This window comes from Pseudobdellovibrionaceae bacterium, assembly GCA_020635075.1.
In the GTDB taxonomy this organism is placed as follows: Bacteria; Bdellovibrionota; Bdellovibrionia; order Bdellovibrionales; family UBA1609; genus JADZEO01.
In genome coordinates, this window is the sequence record JACKAM010000001.1 from 154,969 (window position 1) to 174,503 (window position 19,535).

Annotated in this window: 16 protein-coding genes; 5 read left to right on the forward strand and 11 right to left on the reverse strand. The window is 51.3% G+C overall.

All coding sequences use genetic code 11. The features are described from left to right. Positions 1-151: 151 nt before the first annotated feature. Entirely contained in the window at positions 152-1,042 is an 891-nt protein-coding gene (locus H6624_00650; protein MCB9082817.1) for a hypothetical protein, read from the forward strand. A gap of 50 nt (positions 1,043-1,092) precedes the next feature. Here H6624_00650 and H6624_00655 read toward each other — a convergent pair whose 3' ends face one another. Then, entirely contained in the window at positions 1,093-3,030 is a 1,938-nt protein-coding gene (locus H6624_00655; protein ID MCB9082818.1) for a response regulator, read from the reverse strand. Between the two features lie 178 nt (positions 3,031-3,208). On the opposite strand from H6624_00655, the gene trxA reads away from it, so the two are divergent. Then, positions 3,209-3,529: a thioredoxin gene (gene trxA, locus H6624_00660; protein MCB9082819.1), complete on the forward strand. Its 321-nt coding sequence runs from the start codon at positions 3,209-3,211 to the stop codon at positions 3,527-3,529. Here trxA and rodA read toward each other — a convergent pair. Genes rodA through mreC form a run of 4 tightly spaced genes read right to left on the reverse strand, consistent with a single transcriptional unit; the run spans position 3,526 to position 8,106 of the window. Next, a complete protein-coding gene (rodA, locus tag H6624_00665) occupies positions 3,526-4,647 on the reverse strand; it encodes a rod shape-determining protein RodA (protein ID MCB9082820.1) in 1,122 nt (373 codons plus the stop codon). The genes trxA and rodA overlap by 4 nt on opposite strands. After that, positions 4,644-6,647, reverse strand: coding sequence for a penicillin-binding protein 2 (gene mrdA, locus H6624_00670; GenBank protein ID MCB9082821.1), 2,004 nt, complete (start codon positions 6,645-6,647; stop codon positions 4,644-4,646). The genes rodA and mrdA overlap by 4 nt, the downstream gene beginning before the upstream one ends. After that, entirely contained in the window at positions 6,640-7,182 is a 543-nt protein-coding gene (locus H6624_00675; GenBank protein MCB9082822.1) for a hypothetical protein, read from the reverse strand. Before H6624_00675 ends, mrdA begins: the two co-directional genes overlap by 8 nt. Before the next feature lie 3 nt (positions 7,183-7,185). Then, positions 7,186-8,106 (reverse strand): rod shape-determining protein MreC, encoded by a 921-nt coding sequence (mreC, locus tag H6624_00680; GenBank protein ID MCB9082823.1) that lies wholly within the window; start codon positions 8,104-8,106, stop codon positions 7,186-7,188. 113 nt (positions 8,107-8,219) lie between these two features. On the opposite strand from mreC, the gene H6624_00685 reads away from it, so the two are divergent. Together H6624_00685 and H6624_00690 are read left to right on the forward strand one after the other, a co-directional pair. Continuing rightward, complete coding sequence (locus H6624_00685) at positions 8,220-9,746, forward strand: SurA N-terminal domain-containing protein (GenBank protein ID MCB9082824.1); 1,527 nt, start codon at positions 8,220-8,222, stop codon at positions 9,744-9,746. A 711-nt stretch (positions 9,747-10,457) separates the two neighbouring features. Beyond that, positions 10,458-12,323: a S8 family serine peptidase gene (locus H6624_00690; GenBank protein ID MCB9082825.1), complete on the forward strand. Its 1,866-nt coding sequence runs from the start codon at positions 10,458-10,460 to the stop codon at positions 12,321-12,323. Between the two features lie 111 nt (positions 12,324-12,434). Here the strand turns inward: H6624_00690 and H6624_00695 are convergent, their stop codons facing one another. Continuing rightward, complete coding sequence (locus H6624_00695; GenBank protein MCB9082826.1) at positions 12,435-12,938, reverse strand: outer membrane beta-barrel protein; 504 nt, start codon at positions 12,936-12,938, stop codon at positions 12,435-12,437. A 183-nt stretch (positions 12,939-13,121) separates the two neighbouring features. On the opposite strand from H6624_00695, the gene H6624_00700 reads away from it, so the two are divergent. Continuing rightward, positions 13,122-14,207: a radical SAM protein gene (locus H6624_00700; protein MCB9082827.1), complete on the forward strand. Its 1,086-nt coding sequence runs from the start codon at positions 13,122-13,124 to the stop codon at positions 14,205-14,207. A gap of 605 nt (positions 14,208-14,812) precedes the next feature. Here the strand turns inward: H6624_00700 and H6624_00705 are convergent. The 5 genes from H6624_00705 to H6624_00725 form a co-directional block, all read right to left on the reverse strand. Continuing rightward, positions 14,813-15,445 (reverse strand): hypothetical protein, encoded by a 633-nt coding sequence (locus H6624_00705; GenBank protein MCB9082828.1) that lies wholly within the window; start codon positions 15,443-15,445, stop codon positions 14,813-14,815. Between the two features lie 8 nt (positions 15,446-15,453). Further along, on the reverse strand, positions 15,454-16,827 hold the full coding sequence (locus tag H6624_00710) for a hypothetical protein (protein ID MCB9082829.1): 1,374 nt from the start codon (positions 16,825-16,827) through the stop codon (positions 15,454-15,456). Positions 16,828-17,034: 207 nt separating this feature from the next. Beyond that, entirely contained in the window at positions 17,035-18,111 is a 1,077-nt protein-coding gene (gene modC, locus H6624_00715; protein ID MCB9082830.1) for a molybdenum ABC transporter ATP-binding protein, read from the reverse strand. Continuing rightward, positions 18,108-18,788: a molybdate ABC transporter permease subunit gene (gene modB, locus H6624_00720; GenBank protein MCB9082831.1), complete on the reverse strand. Its 681-nt coding sequence runs from the start codon at positions 18,786-18,788 to the stop codon at positions 18,108-18,110. The genes modC and modB overlap by 4 nt, the downstream gene beginning before the upstream one ends. A gap of 184 nt (positions 18,789-18,972) precedes the next feature. After that, positions 18,973-19,434 carry a hypothetical protein gene (locus tag H6624_00725; protein MCB9082832.1) on the reverse strand — a complete coding sequence of 154 codons (462 nt, stop codon included), beginning with the start codon at positions 19,432-19,434 and terminating at the stop codon, positions 18,973-18,975. Positions 19,435-19,535: the final 101 nt, after the last annotated feature.

Consider the following 19,535-nt stretch of genomic DNA (forward strand, 5'->3'; position numbering starts at 1 on the left):
CAGCTCCATACTGGAGGTAAATTCAAAGCAATGGTTCCGTGACCTAGGGCTTAATATTAGGTGTCAAATTTGTCAAAGGTCAGTCTGTGGGACGGAGGAGTCTGGGGAGTGTTGACCCTTTGCTTCCGAAAAGAAGATAATAAATACAGCTATGTTGCGTGTTCTTTTGGCAATTGATGATTATGGCGAAATGGTCTACCTGCAGACCCTGATGAAGAAATTGGGGTTCGACGTGGATGGAGTCCAATCGCAGCGTGCTTTCGCTGGTAAGCAACTGGGTTTTAACCCCCAAGTGGTTTTGGCTACCGCTAATGGGCGTCGGGTCAACGGCATTGAGCTGGCCGAGTCCACGCGGCGTCCTCAAGGCATTCCCCAGTTTATTCTTCTCATTCACCCCCAACAGCGGGACGAGATCGACTTTGAGAATCTCAAAAACGTGGATGGGCACCTGGAAAGTCCCGTCAATGTGCAAAAGCTGCTGGAAATCATCGCCAACGTGGGGGGAGTGGACGCAGCAGCCCTCATGGAGAAATACAATCGCATGAAGGCAAGCTTACAGCCCGATGAGGAAGGGGACCTGACCATTCTCAAGGGCGACTCAACGGGACCAATCGATCCAGATCCCACCATGCCTCCTCACTCGGCAAGCCCCAGTGAACCTAGTCAAGACGTGACTCTTATTAAAGGGGAAAAGGCAGAGTCTGAGGCCCAGTATCTCAAAGGGGAGGCCCCGGGTGCGAGTCAAGCTTCTCGCTCCATCGAGGAGGAGCTGGAGGCCGCCGGGGAGTTGAGTCTGGAGACCGGTCAAAACCAATACGCGGTCGAGGGTTTACCATCTGAAGTCAGAGAAGCCCGCTTTCGTAAATATCTCGATGAGCTTCCCGAACCCACCGAGAATGGCTTTACCCGGGAAAAAGTGGTGGCCATGAATAAAGAACTTCGTCGCACAGAGGATACTGTTGGTCTCAAAGACCTGGAGGAAGAGCGACAGGGCTTCGTCAAACAGCTGTTTACAGAAGGCAAGAACAAGAAAAAGTCTTAGCCTACTATCAAAATAAACGCCCCGCTTATCACTTTAACTGCATTTATGATTTAGGAAGACTTCTTTTTGCCCACAGCAAAAAATTTGCTGAAGACACCGGTGAGCTCGCCGGTAGTTCCCCGCGCATTATCTTTGCCTTCGAGAGCCACTAACTCCCTTTTTGCAGACATGAGTGAGGGGTCCATAGTGCTGGCGTGTTTGAAGTAGGTATAGGCCTTGTCGAAGCGCCCGATGAGTTTGAAGTAAAGACCCTTGACGAAGATGTAATTGGCCGAGTGTCTTTCTTCCGGAGGAACCTGATTGAGTTCATAGCCCACATCAGCGATGAATTTCTCCTGCTTGCTTTGGGGGCAACCCACTTTGATTTTGGCCCACACATGGAAGATGATCAAATCGCCACGTTGGTTCTTCTTTTTGCGGATTTCATCGAGAATTTCCAAGGCCTTTTGGTAGCGACCCCTGTGCAGGAAGGTCACTGCGTCTTCAAAGGCGGCCTCCATTCTCAGTACTTCGTCGGCGAGACCCATCTCCAGCTCCTGCACATATGCAGATCTTCGATTGCGGTCCCGCAGGACATCATAGGCATCGGCAATGCGGGCAAAGACGGCTTGCTGGAGTTCATGGGCTTCTTTTGGTGCCCCCGGGTCTAATTTGTCAGGATGCAGAACCTTCGCTAGCTCCAGATAGGCCCTGTTGATTTCCTTGTCCCGGGCTTTTTGACTGAGTCCCAAGATTTCGTAATAGTTTTGCATTTCAAAATCTTCCAACATCACCTTGAGTCGCTTGACCTTTCCGGAGTAGTCAACAGAGTTGAAGCGGCGGTTGTCGAAGACAAGAATTCTTTCCAGGAACAAAAAGTGAAGGGCACGCAAAACTTTTTGCTCATATATGGATGAAGTGTCCAAAATCTCCTGCAGAGTTTTGCGATTGTCCACCATCTTGAGCAAATTGGGCACCGGTCCAAGCAAGGATTGGCTTTTGACCAGCTCATACTGACTCTTCTCTGGTCCGAACTTCACCGAATGCTCCATCCAGGGAGTGTAGTAGGCACGGAGCCACTCATAGGTCACTTTCGAGCTGACCCAGTCATTGAGAAGGGTGGCCAGATTGGCCGAGTTAATCGACACATCGCTCTCTTTCACCTGGTGCTCAAGAAAACTCACCTGAATCGAAGTGTCCTGGACGGTCTTACTGAGGCGAATGGCCATTTGCTCCCGGCGAATAATGCGAATCGCGTGGGGGCTCATGGCGTTGGCTTCAACCAGCCTCTCACCAAGCGGTTTCTCACTCGGGTAGTTGAGACTTTCTTCCACTTCTTCACTGGAGGTAAATCCGTGTTCAACGAGAAGAATGCCAAAGTAGGAGGTCTTGTCATTGACGTTGACCTGAACGATTTCGCCGTTGGAAATGGCCACCGAAGACACTTCGCCGTCAGCGGTGAGGAGATTCAAATGTCCCGACAGGTTCGTTCCGACTAACAGGGAGTAGACCCAGGGCAAATCAAATCCATGAATGGTTTCTGTTTCTTCAATGGCTTTGAGTCTCTCTCGGGCGGTGTGCCCATCGCTTGCCATCAGTTGAAACAAAGGGTCCCGATCGGGCTCCAGGTCCTCTTCAAAGGTGGTGTCGACCTTGTTGACCAGGGTCTGAATATCAAAAGGTTTGACGTAAAAGCCGTCAGCCTTGACCTTGCGAATGGCATCATTGGAGAAGGAGCGGTCCTTGAAAATACCGCTGACCAAAAGGATTTTGAAATCATCTCCAGCCATCTTGCGGAACTCTTCGCCTAATTGGATCCCGTTCACTTTAGGGAGCATGCAATCGAGAATAACGACTTTGTAATCAGTAATTTTAAAGGCTGACATGGCTTCGTCGGCCGAAGTGGCCCAGCGACAGGGATACCCTGCCCTTTGGAAGGCCTCTTCAACAGCGGCCCCAACAGTTTCATCATCCTCAACAAGAAGGATTTTAACATCCTGTTTTTGCATCACTTACCTATCGGTCTGCGCTGGGAGTCATATAAGGCAAGAATGGCGAAAGCTGACTAAAGTCCAGGGCTTGACAGCGTCAAATGACGCCACATATTGGGAGTCAAACGAGATGAGGGGATTTGGTTGCTCCTTTTCTTATTTTGCAACAATATCCCAGACCATAGGAGGAGATAAGATGGCGACCAACGCGGTAACAGATTCAAGTTTCGATTCAGATGTTCTCAAATCCAGCACCCCAGTACTGGTGGATTTTTGGGCTGAATGGTGTGGTCCCTGTCGTGCTCTGGCCCCCAAATTGGATGAGATTGCTGCAGAATTAGGCAGTTCAGTCAAAATCCTCAAGCTGAATGTGGATGAGAATCAAGCAACTCCAGTCAAATATGGTGTCCGCGGAATTCCCACCATGATTCTGTTTAAGGGTGGCCAGCAAGTCGGACAGGTGACTGGCAACCTACCAAAAGAAGACATTTTGGCCATGCTTCAGCAGCATATCTAAAACAGATAGCGCCGATAGGCGATTGAGGAAATGAGTCCCAATCCCACCATGGTGGACAGCATTCCAGTTCCACCGTAACTCAAAAGTGGGAGAGGGACTCCCACAATTGGCAAAATGCCAATCACCATGCCGATGTTGATAAACATATGCCAAAAGATATAGGACAGGACGCCCACCACCACGAGGGCGCCAAACTTATCCCGGCCCTGGCTGGCAATGCGAATCCCCATCACCAATAGGACCATGAATAGACCGAGAGTGAGCATGCTGCCAATAAAGCCGTGTTCTTCGCTCAGAACGCTGTAGATAAAGTCTGTGTGCCGCTCAGGGAGAAATTCCAATTGGGATTGGGTTCCTTTGCGGAAACCTTTGCCCAGGATCTTGCCGCTACCCACGGCAATCTTGGATTGGATGCTGTTGTAACCTGCCCCACGTGGGTCGCGACCGGGATAGACAAAGGTGAGAATGCGATTTTTCTGGTAAGGCTTGAGTCCAAAATTCCACACCATGGGAGCTGCCACCAATCCGATAGCCAAACAGGCAGCCAGAATCGATTTCTTAACTCGCACAAACATGATCATGGACATGGCAATAAAGACCAACAGCATGGCCGTTCCCAAATCTGGTTGTTTCACAACCAGAGCAAAGGGGACGCCGACAATCAGCCCCGGAATGACAAGATCTTTGTAGCCAAGACCTTTACGCACGTCTTTGTGACTGAGGTATTTGGCGAGGACCAAAATCAGTGTGAGCTTCATTGTTTCCGATGGTTGATAGTGGAAAAATCCCAGATCCAGCCAGCGCTGGGCGCCGAGAATCCGTCTACCCACCACCATCACCGCACCTAGAGCCGCCACATTGAGACCATAGAGCAAATAGGCGAGACGGCCAAAAATCTCGTAGTTGATTAAGGTAATAACAAAAAAGAATCCCCAGCCAGCAAGGAGCCAGGCAATTTGATTGATAAACAGGCGATTGGTTCCCACATCGTGAACGCCGTGGGTGGCGCTGTATAAGTTGATCAGGCCGATGAGGTTTAAACCCAGTATGACAATGGCAAAGCTGAGGTCAAGGCGCTTGGTAAATGTACGTTCCTCCACCTGAATGGCTGACTTCATTCCAGCTCCTCTTCCGTAGAGACATGTTCTGGCTCAGGTTTTTTGGGGGCTATCTTCACCTTCGGCTTGGGCTTACTAATCCAATCGGGATGATATTTTTCCATGTAGGCCAAGATCACGTCCCGCGCCACCGGAGCACCACCCGTTGAGCCGTGACAGGCATGTTCAGCCAGAACCGCAACCGTGATCTCAGGCTTATCAGCTGGTGCGAAGCCCACAAACCACCCATGGTGTCGTTGATTAAAGGGGCGTTCTTCGCACTTGTCGTAGATTTGATCCGCTGAATAAGAACGCATTTGGACAGTTCCGGTTTTACCGGCCATTTCAACTCCTGGTATCTTCCACCACCTCGCGGTGCCACGTTCACCATTGGCAACTCTCCACATTCCTTTTTTGACCGTCTTGAAGGTCTCCTTGGATATAAAAAGGCCTTCCTCGTTGGGCTGGCTTGCATCACGGATTAGGTGTGGTTGGAATTCCTTAATAAGTTCATTGTCCTGGTTAATTATCTTTTTCACCACAAAGGGGCGGTAGAGAGGTCCTTCTTGGCCAATGGTGGAATAGGCCATGGCCATTTGCAAAGCGTTGGTCAAAACATATCCTTGGCCGATGGCATTGCTGAGGTTTTCCCCAGGTTGCCATTCCTCACCCATCTGCTTCAACTTCCAATCGCGTGTGGGAATTAAACCGGGAACTTCGTTGGACATATTGATGCCCGTATAATTGCCCAGGCCTAAGAGTTTGGCGTAGCCAGCCATTTTGTCGATGCCAAGGGCAATGCCCATTTTGTAGAAAAACACATTGGATGAGCGTTCGATGGCTTCAGCTACTGTGACGTTTCCGTGTCCCCCCTTCATGTGATCGTGGTAGATGCGCCGACCAAAGCGTATAAATCCGGGTGCGTGAACGACGGTATTTGGAGTGATTACCTTTTCCTGAAGAGCCGCCAGGGCAACAATGGGTTTAAAAGTGGAACCTGGGGAGTAGTGGTCCTGAATAACTCGATTACGTAGGGGACGAAAGGGATCATTGATCAATTTTCCCCAAACCTCGGGTGAGATTCCGGTGGAAAAGCTGTTCGGGTCATAGGAGGGAGAACTCAGCCAGGCGAGGACTTCGCCGTTGGACTTAAGGGCGACCAGACTGCCCACGCGCGGGCCAATGTGGTCCTCGCGGTTCATGGCGGTGTACGCGGCCTGCTGAATATCTCGGTCTATGGTCAAAATCAAATTATGGCCGGGAATGGCATCTTGGGGCTTAAAGCCAAAGGCCCTAGGGGAGTCTGCATCTGTTCTTCGGCCGCGGGCATCCACTTCAACAATGGAAATGCCATCCAGGCCGCGCAGATATCGCTCCCAGACCTCCTCCAATCCATTTTTGCCGATGATGTCACCCTGTTCAAAGTTAAAGACAACGCGAAATTTATTATTGAATTTTGAAATCTGTTCTTTGGAGATCTCCGCGACATAACCAAAAAGCTGTGCGCCACTTTCCAGGAGGGGATAGTGGCGGGTGATGGCCTCATTGATGTTGAGGCCTGGATGATCCAGACGCAAAAGCTTGAGGCGATAGACTTCGTCGAGGCTGAGATTCTCTTTGATTTTGACCGGGCGAAAGGGGCCATTTTTGCGGCGGCTGCGCTTGACTGTGGTCACAATGGTGTTGGCTGGGGAATCCAAAATAGGACTGATGGCGCTAGAGGTTTCCTTCAGTTTCACCGCATACTGAGGAGAAATGGTGGCCTCAAAGCCAGGGAGGTTGTCCACCAAAACCCGTCCCTCACGATCCAATATGAGTCCACGTGGCGCTGGGATTTTAGTTTCCTTGATCAGGTTTTTTTCCGAGAAATCGCGGAGTTCAGTGCCCATGATGATCTGCAAATACCAAAGTCGGGCAAAGATAATAAATCCTGATCCCAACACCAGAATATACAGAAGCCGATATCTGGGTAGGTAGGATTTGGCTTCTTCTTCTGAATTGGAAATGTACTTGCTACTCATGGCCGAGTGCTTCCATTTCCTTGGGTCGTTCTTTGTGGGTCAGATGATCAAATAAATAAAATATTTGAAGCAGCGGCAGGGCTGCCAACATGGTAAGTAAAGGCTCTAGGGCCCAATGAAACCAGGCCGGGTTGGTGAGAGGATTGTCCTCGTAGCCCCAGGAAAAGAGGGTGTGCAAGAGGGGCACAGAAAAGCTGGCCGCTCCGCAGATCAGCATAAAATTGGTGGCCCCGGATGTGTATATCCTTTGCTTGAGCACAAACATCACTGCAAATAGGGTGACATTGACGAGGAGAAAGATGCCTCCGCTAGTCGCAGTCAGAGAGCCGAGGAGCAGGGTCAAAAGATATATCATCGGCACCCCTTCTTCGGCCCGTCGATAGAGACTCCAGAAAACCAGAGTGGGAACCCACAGATTAGGTCCTGGGAAATCACCAAAAAGCTGAAGCCAAAGGGAACACTCCAGGCCTGCCAACAGGGCTGTGATGGCGAGAAAAAGCAGGTAGTTTCCAAGAAAAAAACCAAGTTCACGCATGAATCAATTGGCCTTTACTTCTTCAGCAGCGGGCTTGGCATCTTTGTTCGTCGCCTCAGTTCCGCCTGCTGATTTCTGTTCTTCAGCTTTGGGCGTGAAGTCCTCATGTTGGGCATTGGTGACAATAAACACCTCTTCCAAAATAGAAGCATTGATCGCTGGTTTCAGTTCCACTTCCTGGGTCATGCCGTAGCGACTCTTTGCCACCGAAGTGACGAGGCCAACGGGGAATCCTTTGGGGAAAATATTGTCTAGACCGCTCGTCACCACCAGATCACCCATTTGCACATCGTCGCTGCGATTCAGGTAACGCAAACGGCATCCATCCGGACTGCGCCCCTCGACAATTCCCCGGGCTCGAGATCTTTGCACAATGGCGTCAATAACGGCGTAGCGATCAACAAGGAGTAGAATTTGTGAGGTGAAAGGTTCCACTCTAAACACGTATCCCACCACCCCGCCGGTGGTGATGGCGGCCATATTTTTGGCAATGCCGTTGTTGCTGCCGCGATTGATGGTGATAGAGTGATGGTCCGCCAATAGGTCACGCCCTACCACCTTGGCGGCAAGAAGATCCATTTTGCTCTTTTGGCGAAAGGCGAGGAGTTCATTGAGTCGCTGGTTCTCCATTTTGAGCTCAGTCAAGGCACCCAACTGGGCTCTCAATTCAGCATTGTCTTGAGTCAGAACCCTATTGTGCTTTTTGATATCAATCAGGTTGAGATACATGGCCGTAGTGCCCCGCACTCCGGAGCTGAAGGAAGAGTAGGTATTTTGGATGATTCCGGTCAAAAAGGTGAAGGGACGGGCGTACCATGGCACTTCATCAGCCGCATCGCGCTGAAGATTGGCCACCAATAGGGGCAGGGCCACGACGGCCAGCACCAGCAAAATTTTTCTGAGATCCAAAGAGAAAAAATTCACGCCCACTCCCGCACTGAAATAAAGTAGCAAAGAGCGAACATCATTCCAACAATCTCCTTGAAAATCCTCACAAAAATAGTGAAGCTACCCGGGATATTGCGAAGGAGCCTGTCATGATTAAAAGCACTCTGGATAAACTCCGTAAACCCGGTCGGGGCAAAAGCATCGTGGCCTACATTATGTTTGGGGCCATCATTCTCGTCTTTGCCTTTTTCTTTCAGACAGGCCCGTTGAGCAGCCTTTCCGGCGGGGGAGCGGCTGCAGTCGTCAATAACCAGGTCATCCCCATCTCTGAGTACAAGATTCGGGTGCGCCGCCAGGAAGAGCAGCTGCGGATGCGCTTAGGAGACCTTCCTGATTCTCAGCGTCAACTCTTCTATGACTCCATTCGCAGACGGGCGCTCGAAGATCTGATTTCGGCTGAAGTACTCGCCCAGTCGGCCGCGGAAGCCGGTTTTTTGGCTTCAGATGCTGAAGTTCGCGATCGAATTTTGGAAATCCCTGCCTTTCAGGAGGAGGGTCGCTTCCGTCGGGACCGTTATGAGGACTTGCTCCGCTCTAATCGCATGACGACCAATGAATTTGAGGAAAAGGTGCGTAAGGATGTGATGGGGCAGAAGGTGCAAGAGACTTTTTCAAAGGCCCTGTACCCTGTTCAAGAGGAATTGGAGCGGGAAAAGCGGTTGCGTCAAATGCAGATCAACCTGTCTTACGTGGAGTTTGACCGCCGTTCCCTGGCCGCTGGGATCAGCCCCTCGGATGCCGATGCCTCAGGCTTTTTGGGCAGCGAAGAGGGCATGAAGGCAACCCAGGCGTACTACGATAAGAACAAGGCAGAGTACACCACCAAAGAAGAGGTGAAGGCCCAGCACATTCTCATCAAATCCAAAATGGATGATAAAGCCAGCGAAGACGCAGCACTGGCCAAGATCAAAGAGATCGCTGAGAGAGCTAAGAGTGAAGACTTTGGCAAGCTGGCCTCTGAGTTAAGTGAAGATGATGGTAGCAAAGCCAAGCAGGGAGACCTGGGCTATTTTGCCAAGGGTCGCATGGTGAAGGAGTTTGAAGAGGTAGCCTTTAAAACTGAAGTCGGCAAAATCAGTGATCCGGTGAAATCGCCATTTGGCTATCACTTGATCAAAGTGACGGACCATAAACAAGGTGGCACCAAAGAGTTCGAATCCGTCAAACTGGCTGCTGCTAAAAAGGTGCTGGCTGAGAGTCAGGTGAAGGACACCGTAGAGAAAATTGAGGCCATGGCTAAGGAAAACAACGCGGGTTCACTTGATTCAATGGTAAAAAAGTTAAGCCTGAAGTGGGAAGAAACCGGCGATTTTTCTCTGGGCGCCCCGACTCTTCCGAAGCTCGGAGACAAAGAGAAAGTTCTCAATGCGGCTCTTGAGATCAACAAGGCTGGAGCCATGGTTCCGGAACTCCTTGAGGCCGGTGGCAAGTACTACCTGGTTAAGATCAAGAAGATTTCCACCAGCAAAGATGAAGGCGAAGATCTGAGTTTTGCTGACCAGGCCCGCTTTCACTCTTTCCGCAAAACCGGTCCGGTGTTTGAGGACTGGCTGAAGGGGCACAGAGAGAAAGCGCAGATAACCATGAATGGGCAACTTCTCGGCCAACAAGAGTAGGAGCTGGTGAAAAGGGTTCGTCTACAGCGTTGGATGGACCCTCTCTCGCTCCAACGTACGAGGAGTACGCCTCCTCTCGTTCGGGCCCATCCGCCTTGTATCCAAACCCTTTTGACCAGCTCCTGAGTAAGGCTGATTTAAACGACTCATCTTCTTCGTTGGACGGACCCTCTATTTTTTGATCCGCAAAATCCTTCTTCAGTTGCCTTGGTCCTTAGCCGACCATCCTCCGCAAATCCTCACGTGCCTTTCGGCCGTGGGCGTAGGAGGCTGAGTGACCGAAGGGAATAGGCTCAGCCGAACGGGTCGCGTCAGTTTTTTTACGGCGCCTCAGACGGGCTTTGCCCAGTTAGTTGAGCCTACTCCTCTTTGGGGGGCTCAAATAACTCCCGCGCGACGGCGGAGGATTCGGATTTCCGGGAATGGTCGGCTCAAGGCCCTCGTCCCCAGAAAAAGGCGACTCAAGGTTTTGCGATTCCATAAACAGGGGCAGGGTATGATTTGAATCCTACCGCGATTGTCTCGAGATGAGATGGTGGGGTATTGGGGCCCTGAGTTGGAAATCAGATCGAATGTAAGCGGCCTGTTGCAGAAGTGCAGTTGTGCACAACTTTTCCAAAAAAATTACCTTTAGAGGGGCTCTTTTTTGGGGGGCAGGTTTAACCTTCCTCGCCTTTGGTCCGAAGTATTAAGTGGCGAGGACATTCAAATATGATGTTATTCCGGTACGTATGCTTATTAGGCCTCATAGGGGCAGGGACGGCTTGGGCACAAGATTATGTCCCTGGCGAAGTAATTGTCCGACTCAAGTCCCAGGTGGGAAGTCAGGCTTCCTACGCGTTTTTGGGCAAAGCCCATTCTCAAAAAGAGATGAATCTCAAGCGCTCCTGGGGCAAGCTCAATATGCACCACTTCCAGGTCAAGCCTGGCCAAAGCGTTGAACAGGCGGTGGCTGAGCTCAAGAGCGATCCTGATGTGCTTTACGCAGAACCCAACTATATATTTAGGAAGTCCACTGATTTTGAGGCTGAGCGTGTCTACAATCGGGATCAGGTCATGGCCATCGCTCAGGGTGATCCCACGGCGGCCTATGAAACCCAGATTGGATTGGCCGAAGTCTATCAATCCATGCAGTCTTTTTCCGGTGACTACCGCCCCATCGTCGCCATTATCGATACCGGCCTCGATGTCAATCATCCGGTGTTTGTGGACAGTAATGCCCTGTGGATTAATGAAGATGAAATTGCCGGCAACGGTATTGATGATGATGGCAATGGCTATGTGGATGATGTTAACGGCTACAACTTTGCCTATAACTCCTCCAATGTGTGGGACGACGATGGCCATGGGACCCATGTGGCCGGGATTGTTCTTAAGGTCGGTCTCGATATTATGGAAGACCCCATTGATCAGTCCGCCATTCGCATTATGGCTCTCAAGTTCCTCGACGGCAGTGGAATGGGGACAACATCTGATGCTATTGAGGCCATCTACTATGCTCTCAACAACGGAGCCGTAGTTCTTAACAATTCATGGGGTGGGCCTTCTTACAGTGCCGCGCTCTTGGATGCGGTGGTGGCGACCTATGATCGTGGCGCCACTTTCGTTGCGGCAGCCGGTAACTCAGCGACAAACAACGATGCTCAACCCATGTATCCCGCCACCTACAATGTGCCCCACGTTCTTTCGATTGCAGCCACAACTAACTTGGATTACCTAGCCTATTTTTCAAATTTTGGAGTTGGCACTGTTCATGTGGGAAGTCCCGGCCTCAATGTTTTGAGCACCTATCCAGGGGGAACCTGGACTCAAATGTCGGGAACCAGTATGGCCGCTCCGTTTGTCTCGGGGATTGCGGCGCTGATGAAAGCCTCTGCCCCGGAGATGCTTGGCTATCAGGTCAAATCAATTATTGATGCCGAAGCGGACCCAGTCAGTCACTTGATAAATAAGGTCATGACTGAAGCCCGGGTTAATGCCTCGGCCTCAATCATCGCGGCAGGTGGGGCAGCTATCGAAACCTCTCAACCTGCTTATGATCCGTCATACATGAGCCGCGAGCTGGCCAGTGAGCTGACGGACGGTGGTGGCGGTTGTGGTTTGGTTTCAAAACTCTATCAGGAATTTAACAACGGGCAGGGAAGAGGTGGTCCTCCTCCTCTGGGCCGGGGACTGGAGACTTGGTACATTCTGGTCATCCTGGCTTTGTTTGCTCTGCCCATAGCATTGCGAACCTGGTTGCGCAGTCGCGATCCGGTCAACCGTCGCCGTCATCCTCGCTATGATATCCAGACGGCCGTGACCATGAATCTCGATGGACGCAAGCTGGTCGGTGAAGTGAGTTCAATCTCCCTGGGTGGTGTCCGTATCGACACCAACGCATGGCTGGATCAAGGTGGTGTGGTCAACATGACCATAACCAGCCCTGACGGGAAAGACCAGGTGCAGGTTGAGGGTAAAGTTGTGTGGAGTGAGGCACAGAAGTCCTATGGGGTGGCCTTCGATGAAGAGAAGACCGGGCCATTGGCACTCAGTGCGATTAGCAAATGGACGAAGGGCCTCAAGAAAGCCTCGTGAAGTTCTGACTTCTGAGGCTGTCTCCTAAAGGCGCAAGGAGCGTACGAGTAAAAAGCCGGGGTTGTAAAGGGCCGAGATTTCTCGGCCCTTTCTTTTTGGCTGGCTCTGGTCCTAGAAGCTAAAACGCATCTTGAACATGAGGTCGGTAAGAATGACCCCGCGGAAATCATCATTAAACCATCCAGCCCACACGGTGTGGTCCACGCCCATGGCCATGGTTCTCTTCATTTGATAAAGAAGTCCAAATGACAGACTGGGGCCGAGAACTGTCTCGTCATTGTTATTGCCGTCGATCATCATCAGGTTAAATCCGGGTGAGACATAGAGGTCCCACTCGCGGCGGTTGAAATGGGGGCGTACAAAGCCGCCAATCACAAACACGCTGGGTTCGCCCTTGTCCTTGTCCTTGCTGTAGTAGCGAGCCAAACCACCCAATCCAAAGGTGCGGTCATAGGGGTATTCGTATTCACCACCAATCACCAAGCCCCCACGGGCAAAGCCGATGGTGCCATAGACGGCATGGTTGTAGATGTCATAAGTGGTCTCACTGGAGGCTGCCCGACTTTGCAGGGGAGCCCAAATCAAGAGCGCAAGCGCTAGTGCCCAAAATTTCATTCCCGTCTCTCCTTTGATTTGAAGCAATATCTTCCCGAATCATTGGGAAAGAGACAAGTTCTGCGCCCTGAGTCAACAGGAGGTTGGCAAGAAGGCGACTGATGTCTCTTTACAAGCGGGGGACAGTTGCTAAACTGGTCGGGCCCAGTCTAGGGGTGATTGAGTCACCAAAGGAGACCAAGATTGTCCGCATCATCTGATGATACGGGGGCTTTACGCGGCTCACGCGCGACCAATAAGTCTATCCGCATGATCAATGAACAAGGTGAGAGCTTTTCCTATTCCGCAGAAGAGCTGATGGCCCGTGGCCTTAACCGCTGGCGGGGTTGGCACTGCACAGCCGGTGTGGAAAACATGTACATCACCCATGATGGCAGCATTTACGGTTCGGTTTGTCGCGAGGGTGGCTTTATTGGCAATGTGTTTGAGGTCAACTTCTACAACCGCATGAAGTACGTCAAATGTACCCGTCGCTTCTGTACCTGTGGAACCGACATGGCATTACGCAAGTTCAAGCGATTGAAGAACCGCTACCAGGCCTACCATATCACCCCAGTTGAGGTGGAACAGGAGCCCGCGCGAGACTATGTGGCGGTTCAGAATTTTTACCAGAATGAAATTCCAGCGAAGCAGGTCCTGTGGGATTTGGGTCGTCGCTGCAACTACGCCTGTAGCTATTGCCCGCCGGCGACCAGCAACCGATTTGAAGCTCATAAGAGTTTGGGCAGCCTCACCCATGCCATGACCAATATAGAGAACTCTTTTTTAAAGGGTGATCTGTGTAAGTTCATATTTGGTGGTGGCGAGCCCACTATGAATCCCGACTTTCTTGACTTTGTTAGGGAGGTCCACGGCAGGGTGCCGGTTAAGAGTCCGAAAGAAAACCACTGGATTCATGTGACTACCAATGGCAGCCGCTTACCTGAATATTATTTGGACTTGATCCGCTACGCAGGCCTGACCTTTAGTGTTCATTTTGAGTTCTACAACAAGGAGAAGTTCTTGGCGGTCATCGGGTCTTTGGTTCAAGCAAAGGCCAAAGAGCCGAACCTGCAATACCGCTACATCGGTATCCGCATCATGGTGCAACCTGGGAGGGGAGAGGAAGCGCAAAGTCTGATCGATGACCTCAAATCCCTGCCTGACTTTGATGATCAGGCGGTGGTCAATGTGTCGCCGCTTTTGGAGTTTTCTCCCAACTACGAGTTTGATTTTGAATCTAAGATGCCGGCTAGTTATTCGGCCCAGGAACTTGCTCTTTTTGATTAGTTTGGGCTCCGCTTTTTGTCATTTGCAGATTTTTTCTTGGGGTTCCTGCAAAGTCAGACGCGGGCTCCTGCCCTCGCCGGCATCGCAGGCTTCGCCCGCGAACGCGTCCCGCTTGCCGGAGGTCTTCCTTTACAGGAACCCCAAGAAAAAATCCGCAAATGACAAGTTTGAAGCTTCGCCAAGTGAACTAACCGGGTTGGTGTGACGGAGAGGGAGCGGATCTGCAAAGTCAGACGCGGGCTCCTGCCCTCGCCGGCATCGTGCGGGAGCAGAAGTTGTCTAAACTGACCCACTTGATTGTTGAGCCACAAAATCCATTGTCAGGGATGTCGGTCCTTTGCCGACCATTCTCCGCAAATCCTCACGCGCCTTATCGGCCGCAGGCGCAGGAGGCTGAGTGACCGAAGGGAATAGGCTCAGCCGAACGGACTGCGTCAGCCTTGCCGCCGCAGTTCGGATACGCCCTGCGCGACGGCGAGGATTCGGATTTCCGGAAATGGCTCGGCATTCGGACCTATTCCTGGGCAATGAGAGCACAAGATTTTGTGGATCAACAATCAAGTGGGTCAGTTTACCACAAGCGGAATCTAGACTGTGAGTGGGGGCTAGTGAATCAATCGTTGGGCGTGTTCGGCGAGGGGCACGTTGTCCTGGTGGCGCAGGAAATCAGTGAGGTGCTCTTTGGCCTTGGTTGATTGGGCTAATCCTTCCAGGGCCTGGCCGCGGATCATGATTTCCTGATCATAGAGACGGGCATCCATTTTACTCTTGGGCAAGGGAGCCAGAGCCAGGCTTTTGAGGGAGCTCATGGAGGCTTCAGTCTGGTTGAGGCTGAGCAGATAGGCAGACAAAAAACGCTCATCCCCGGGCAGGGACAAATCTAGGGCGAGGGCCTTTAATCTTTCGAACTGCTCCTGTCCCAGTTGGCCGGCGACCGTTTTTAGGCGTAAAAGGGTTTCCTGTGGATCCTGGTCCGGTTGACCAACAAGTGTGGCTTCCTTTTTGACGAATTCGTTCAAGGCTAAGGCGGAAGTTGAGTCCTGACCCTGGTGAGGCTTTCGCCAGGGGGGTGCCGAGGAAGACAAGTCCGTTGTGATCGAAGCCCCACGGGCCTTTTGGGCGAAAGAATTTTGCCGATCAACTTGCTTTGGATTTTCTCCTAACAGCAGCCAGGCCATGGCGGCCAGGCTGCCGGTGAGGAGTAAATACACCTTTATCCGATGGGTGACCTTTGACATCCCACTACCTAGAGTTGGAAAGAATCGTAAGTCGGAACCGAAGTCATTTGCTCCACTATTTGTCCCTGCAGAGGAGCAAACCCTTGGCCGGTCACCGAGTGGATCACCTGGCCGTCGGTTTTAAGATGGTAAAGTTCCTGCCCCAAATAAGTCATAGCCTTCACGTCTTGGGGCCACAGTCCTTTGGCCACATCGGGGCAGCTCATACGGTCAGGATCGAGGCGGCAGAGTCTTCCGTCTTGCTTCACCACGAACAGACCCTGTACGCCATTGGGCGCAACCGTCGTCAAGCGCACAGCTCCTTGAATGGATAGAGGTCGTGACCACTGGGCGTTGCGAAATACAAAGGACCTTACGTTGCCCTGATCATCGAGGCTCACCAGATAGCGTTTGTCCCGGATGTCAAACTCTTCCATGTCAATGGCTGGAATGTGCTGTTCCATGTGAATGATCTTAAAATAGGAAAAATCATCACTGAGAGGCATTTCCTCGTCCTCGTGAGCATAAAGGTCCAAGGCGATAGCTTCCTGACCACTAAAGAGACTGGCGCCAAATGAGGTGCGCTTAAGAACAAAACCAACAGGACTGGGAATCTCTGCTTGAAGGCTATCGGTCTCGCTTATCAGATGTGCTTGTTGGCCGGCAAGAGCAAGAAGGCGATCCTGGGTGCCCATGGCCTTTTGATTAAAGACAAAGTTAGCTCGCCCCAATGCCATGAGTCGTGCCATGGCTTTGTAGGCCGGGTGAAAATTCACCCCCTGAAGCACCACTCGCGAGTAGTACTCCATTTCCACTCCATGAGAGCCGCCTTCTTGCACGCTGCGGTCACAGCCAGGAAGGTTAGTATCACTGTAGGGGCCGTAGTTGCAGGCCCGATGTCCGTAGCCCTCGGTGTGACGGGCTTCATGAATAATCGTGCCCACGCGGCCCAAGGTGGAGAGTTTAGTCCAGCCATCCTGCATGGTGAAGTAGCCGCCCGAGTTGTAGGCCGTCGCCCAGGGAACATCGTGTCCGCGGCGAACACCATAGGTCATCGAGGACAACCAATTATAGTAGCGGTCCCTATCGACAAAGTTTTGAATAAACACATTGGTGTCGGAGCCACCAAAACGGCCCTCTTCCACGATCTGCAAATCGTTGTAGAGCTTTTTAGTATCTATGTCAGAGTTGCACCTTTCATCACCGCCAAAGGACCGCACATTGATGGAGTAATCCCGTTGGTAGCGTTGGGCAGCCTCGGGCGAAGTGCAGGCAAAATCCTTGTCCATCACCGGAAGCAGACCATTCTTACCTGTTTCTTTAGCATGTGCTGAAATGCAACTAACAAACAGAACACCGATAACTACGCAGGTGCGCAGCAACGTCGTATTACAGCCTGGCATCTTCCCCTCCTTGTGCAAGGCTCACATGATTTTGCCGTCCCCGGATTGGCAAACTTTTGGTGCCATTATGGTGCTAGAGGGGCGAGGGGATTGTCGAGTGCTATTTGGTTCCAGGTCCTCAAACGGGATGCAACATGACAAAGGGATCTCTCAAGCGAGATTCCTTTGTCATGTTGCATCCCGTTTGAGGACCTGGAACCAAATAGCTTAACGCCGGGCGCTTAACACAGCACTCTTAACCTGAACATAGACATTCATGTTTGGCTGCAAATCCAGAGCCTGAGCGGATTTGCGGGTGATGCGGGCGAGGAGAGCTGTTTCCCCAAGATGGAGTTTTACCATTGTTTGTGCCGTACCGTACTCCCTCATCTCCATGAGTTTTGCCGGTAGCACATTAAGGATGGTGCTCGAATCAGGTTGATTAAGGGTGAGGCTCACATCCCTTGCCATGATGCGTAGACGAACCTGTTCGCCTAGAGGTAGTTCGTTTCCTGGCGTTAAAAATTCTCCACCCGGAAAGCCCAAGCATAAGAGATGGTTTTGCTGGTCATAAGATTTCACTTGGGCCTGCACCAAAGATCCGGCGTTTTCACATAAGGCCAAAGGATGAGCAAAATCCGTTAGGACTTGCGATAGAGAGCCGTGTACCACAAACCGTCCCTCGTCCATCAAAACCAAGTCGTCAGCCAGGCGAACGACTTCGTCCAAAGAATGGCTTACATAGATTATAGGGATCTTTACCTCATGTGCCAGCTGAGAGATAAAGGGCAGGATTTCAGACTTGCTCACTTCATCAAGGCCAGACAGGGGCTCATCCATCAACAACAGTTGGGGTGAGCGGAGAATGGCCATGCCCATGGCCACCCGCTGTTTTTGCCCTCCCGACAGCTGACGAGGAGAGCGATGCAAATAAGGCTGCAGTTGCAGGAGCTCAACCGCCTGCTGCAATTGGATACGTCGCTCAGACTTTGGTGTGCGGTCAAATCCAAACTGCAGATTTTGTTGTACATTGAGATGCTCAAACAACTGTCCGTTTTGAAATACATAGCCCAAAGATCTTAGGTGGGGGGGCAAAAAGCTGTCCGTTGTTTGCCATGCCCTGCCCGATACCAGCAGTTCTCCCTCGGTGCACATATCCAGTCCCGCCATCAAGCGAAGGAAGGTGGTCTTACCGCAACCCGAAGGCCCAAAAAGTGCTGTGACTCCCATGCCCGCAAAGGCAAATTGCACATCCAAGGTGAAAGCGGAAGACGTGTGGTGAAACTGTCCTTGGACAAGACTCATGACTTCACCACCTTATGGCGGCGGTTGAGTCCATAGACGATAAGGAGAAGGGCGAAAGACAGGATCAGCATTCCCGCCGACAGCAAATGAGCCCTTGTGTAGTCCATGGCCTCGACGTGATCAAAAATAGCGATGGAAAGGACCTGGGTTTTGCCAGGGATGTTTCCCCCAATCATCAATACCACACCGAATTCGCCCACAGTGTGAGCAAAGCCCAATACCGTGGCGGTGAGAAAGCCGGGGCGGGCAAGGGGCAAAGCGACGCGGAAGAAACGATCCCATGGGTTTGCCCCTAGGGTGGCCGCCAATTCTAAGGGCTGTTTACCTACGGCAATAAAGGCATCCTGCAGTGGTTGAACCACAAATGGCAGAGAGTAGAAAAAAGAGCCGATGACCAGACCCGCAAAGGTGAAGGCGAGGGGGTGAAGGCCTAGGGAAGTCATAACCCAGCCGATGAGCCCCTCGGGCCCAAGCAAAACCAACAGATAAAAACCCAATACCGTGGGGGGAAGGATCAGTGGAAGGGCGATGACAGATTCGACAATTGGCTTTATGCGATTTTCACTGCGGGCCATCCACCAAGCGAGAGGAGTGCAAACCACCAGGAGAAGGAGGGTGGTCAAGCCAGCAAGGCGGAGGGTTACTCCCAGTGCTAAAATGTCCTCGCCGGATAACATGGACCCATCCAGGTTTGAGTGGAAATTCAAGAATGATTCTCAGGTACTCCACGAAGGCGCAATTGTCACCCCTGTGAGTCGCCCCAAAAGCTTTTTATACCTTGCTGCCTCGTTGCGGTATTGTCCCTACAGCTTCCTCGGTTGCGTCTTGAAAAAACTTCTTGGGCAGTCCACCAGTTGGGGCTCAGTCAGGTTTTGAGTTCTTTTCCTGTTGTTGTTTAGCAAGTTTTTTTAGGGCTTCAGCGACCTCTACCAGTTCGTCGCCTTCTCTTAATCCTGGGCGGATCTCATAGTCGCCATTGATCATCTTTTCAATAGAGGCCTTTAAAACATAGGCTGGACCGGCAAATTTGTGAGAATAGCCAATGGAAATAATAAAGATTCCCAAACTGGCCAGAGCGACAGTGACCACGGTCGAAATGATGAGACTGTTAAAGATATCGTGGAGCTGGAGGTGAAAGGGGCCCTGAATTGGGTAGTGTTTGGTGAAGTCTTCCATAAAAGTATGCATCTTCCAGAAGAGAAAACCATGGACAACGGTCATGGAAATCAAAAACCCAATGAGAAAGTAGAAACTAAAACGCATTTGCAAGTAGGGGTTGATGAGGTAGTTGCGGATGTAGCGCTTGTGTTTGTGTTTGGTCACGAGCAGCCCCCTTGACTCGTCTTTGTCATTTTAACGATAGCAAAATATGGGCTAAAAACCAGATCCTTTGTTCTCAAACCGCGACCTTTTTCCAGGCCGGG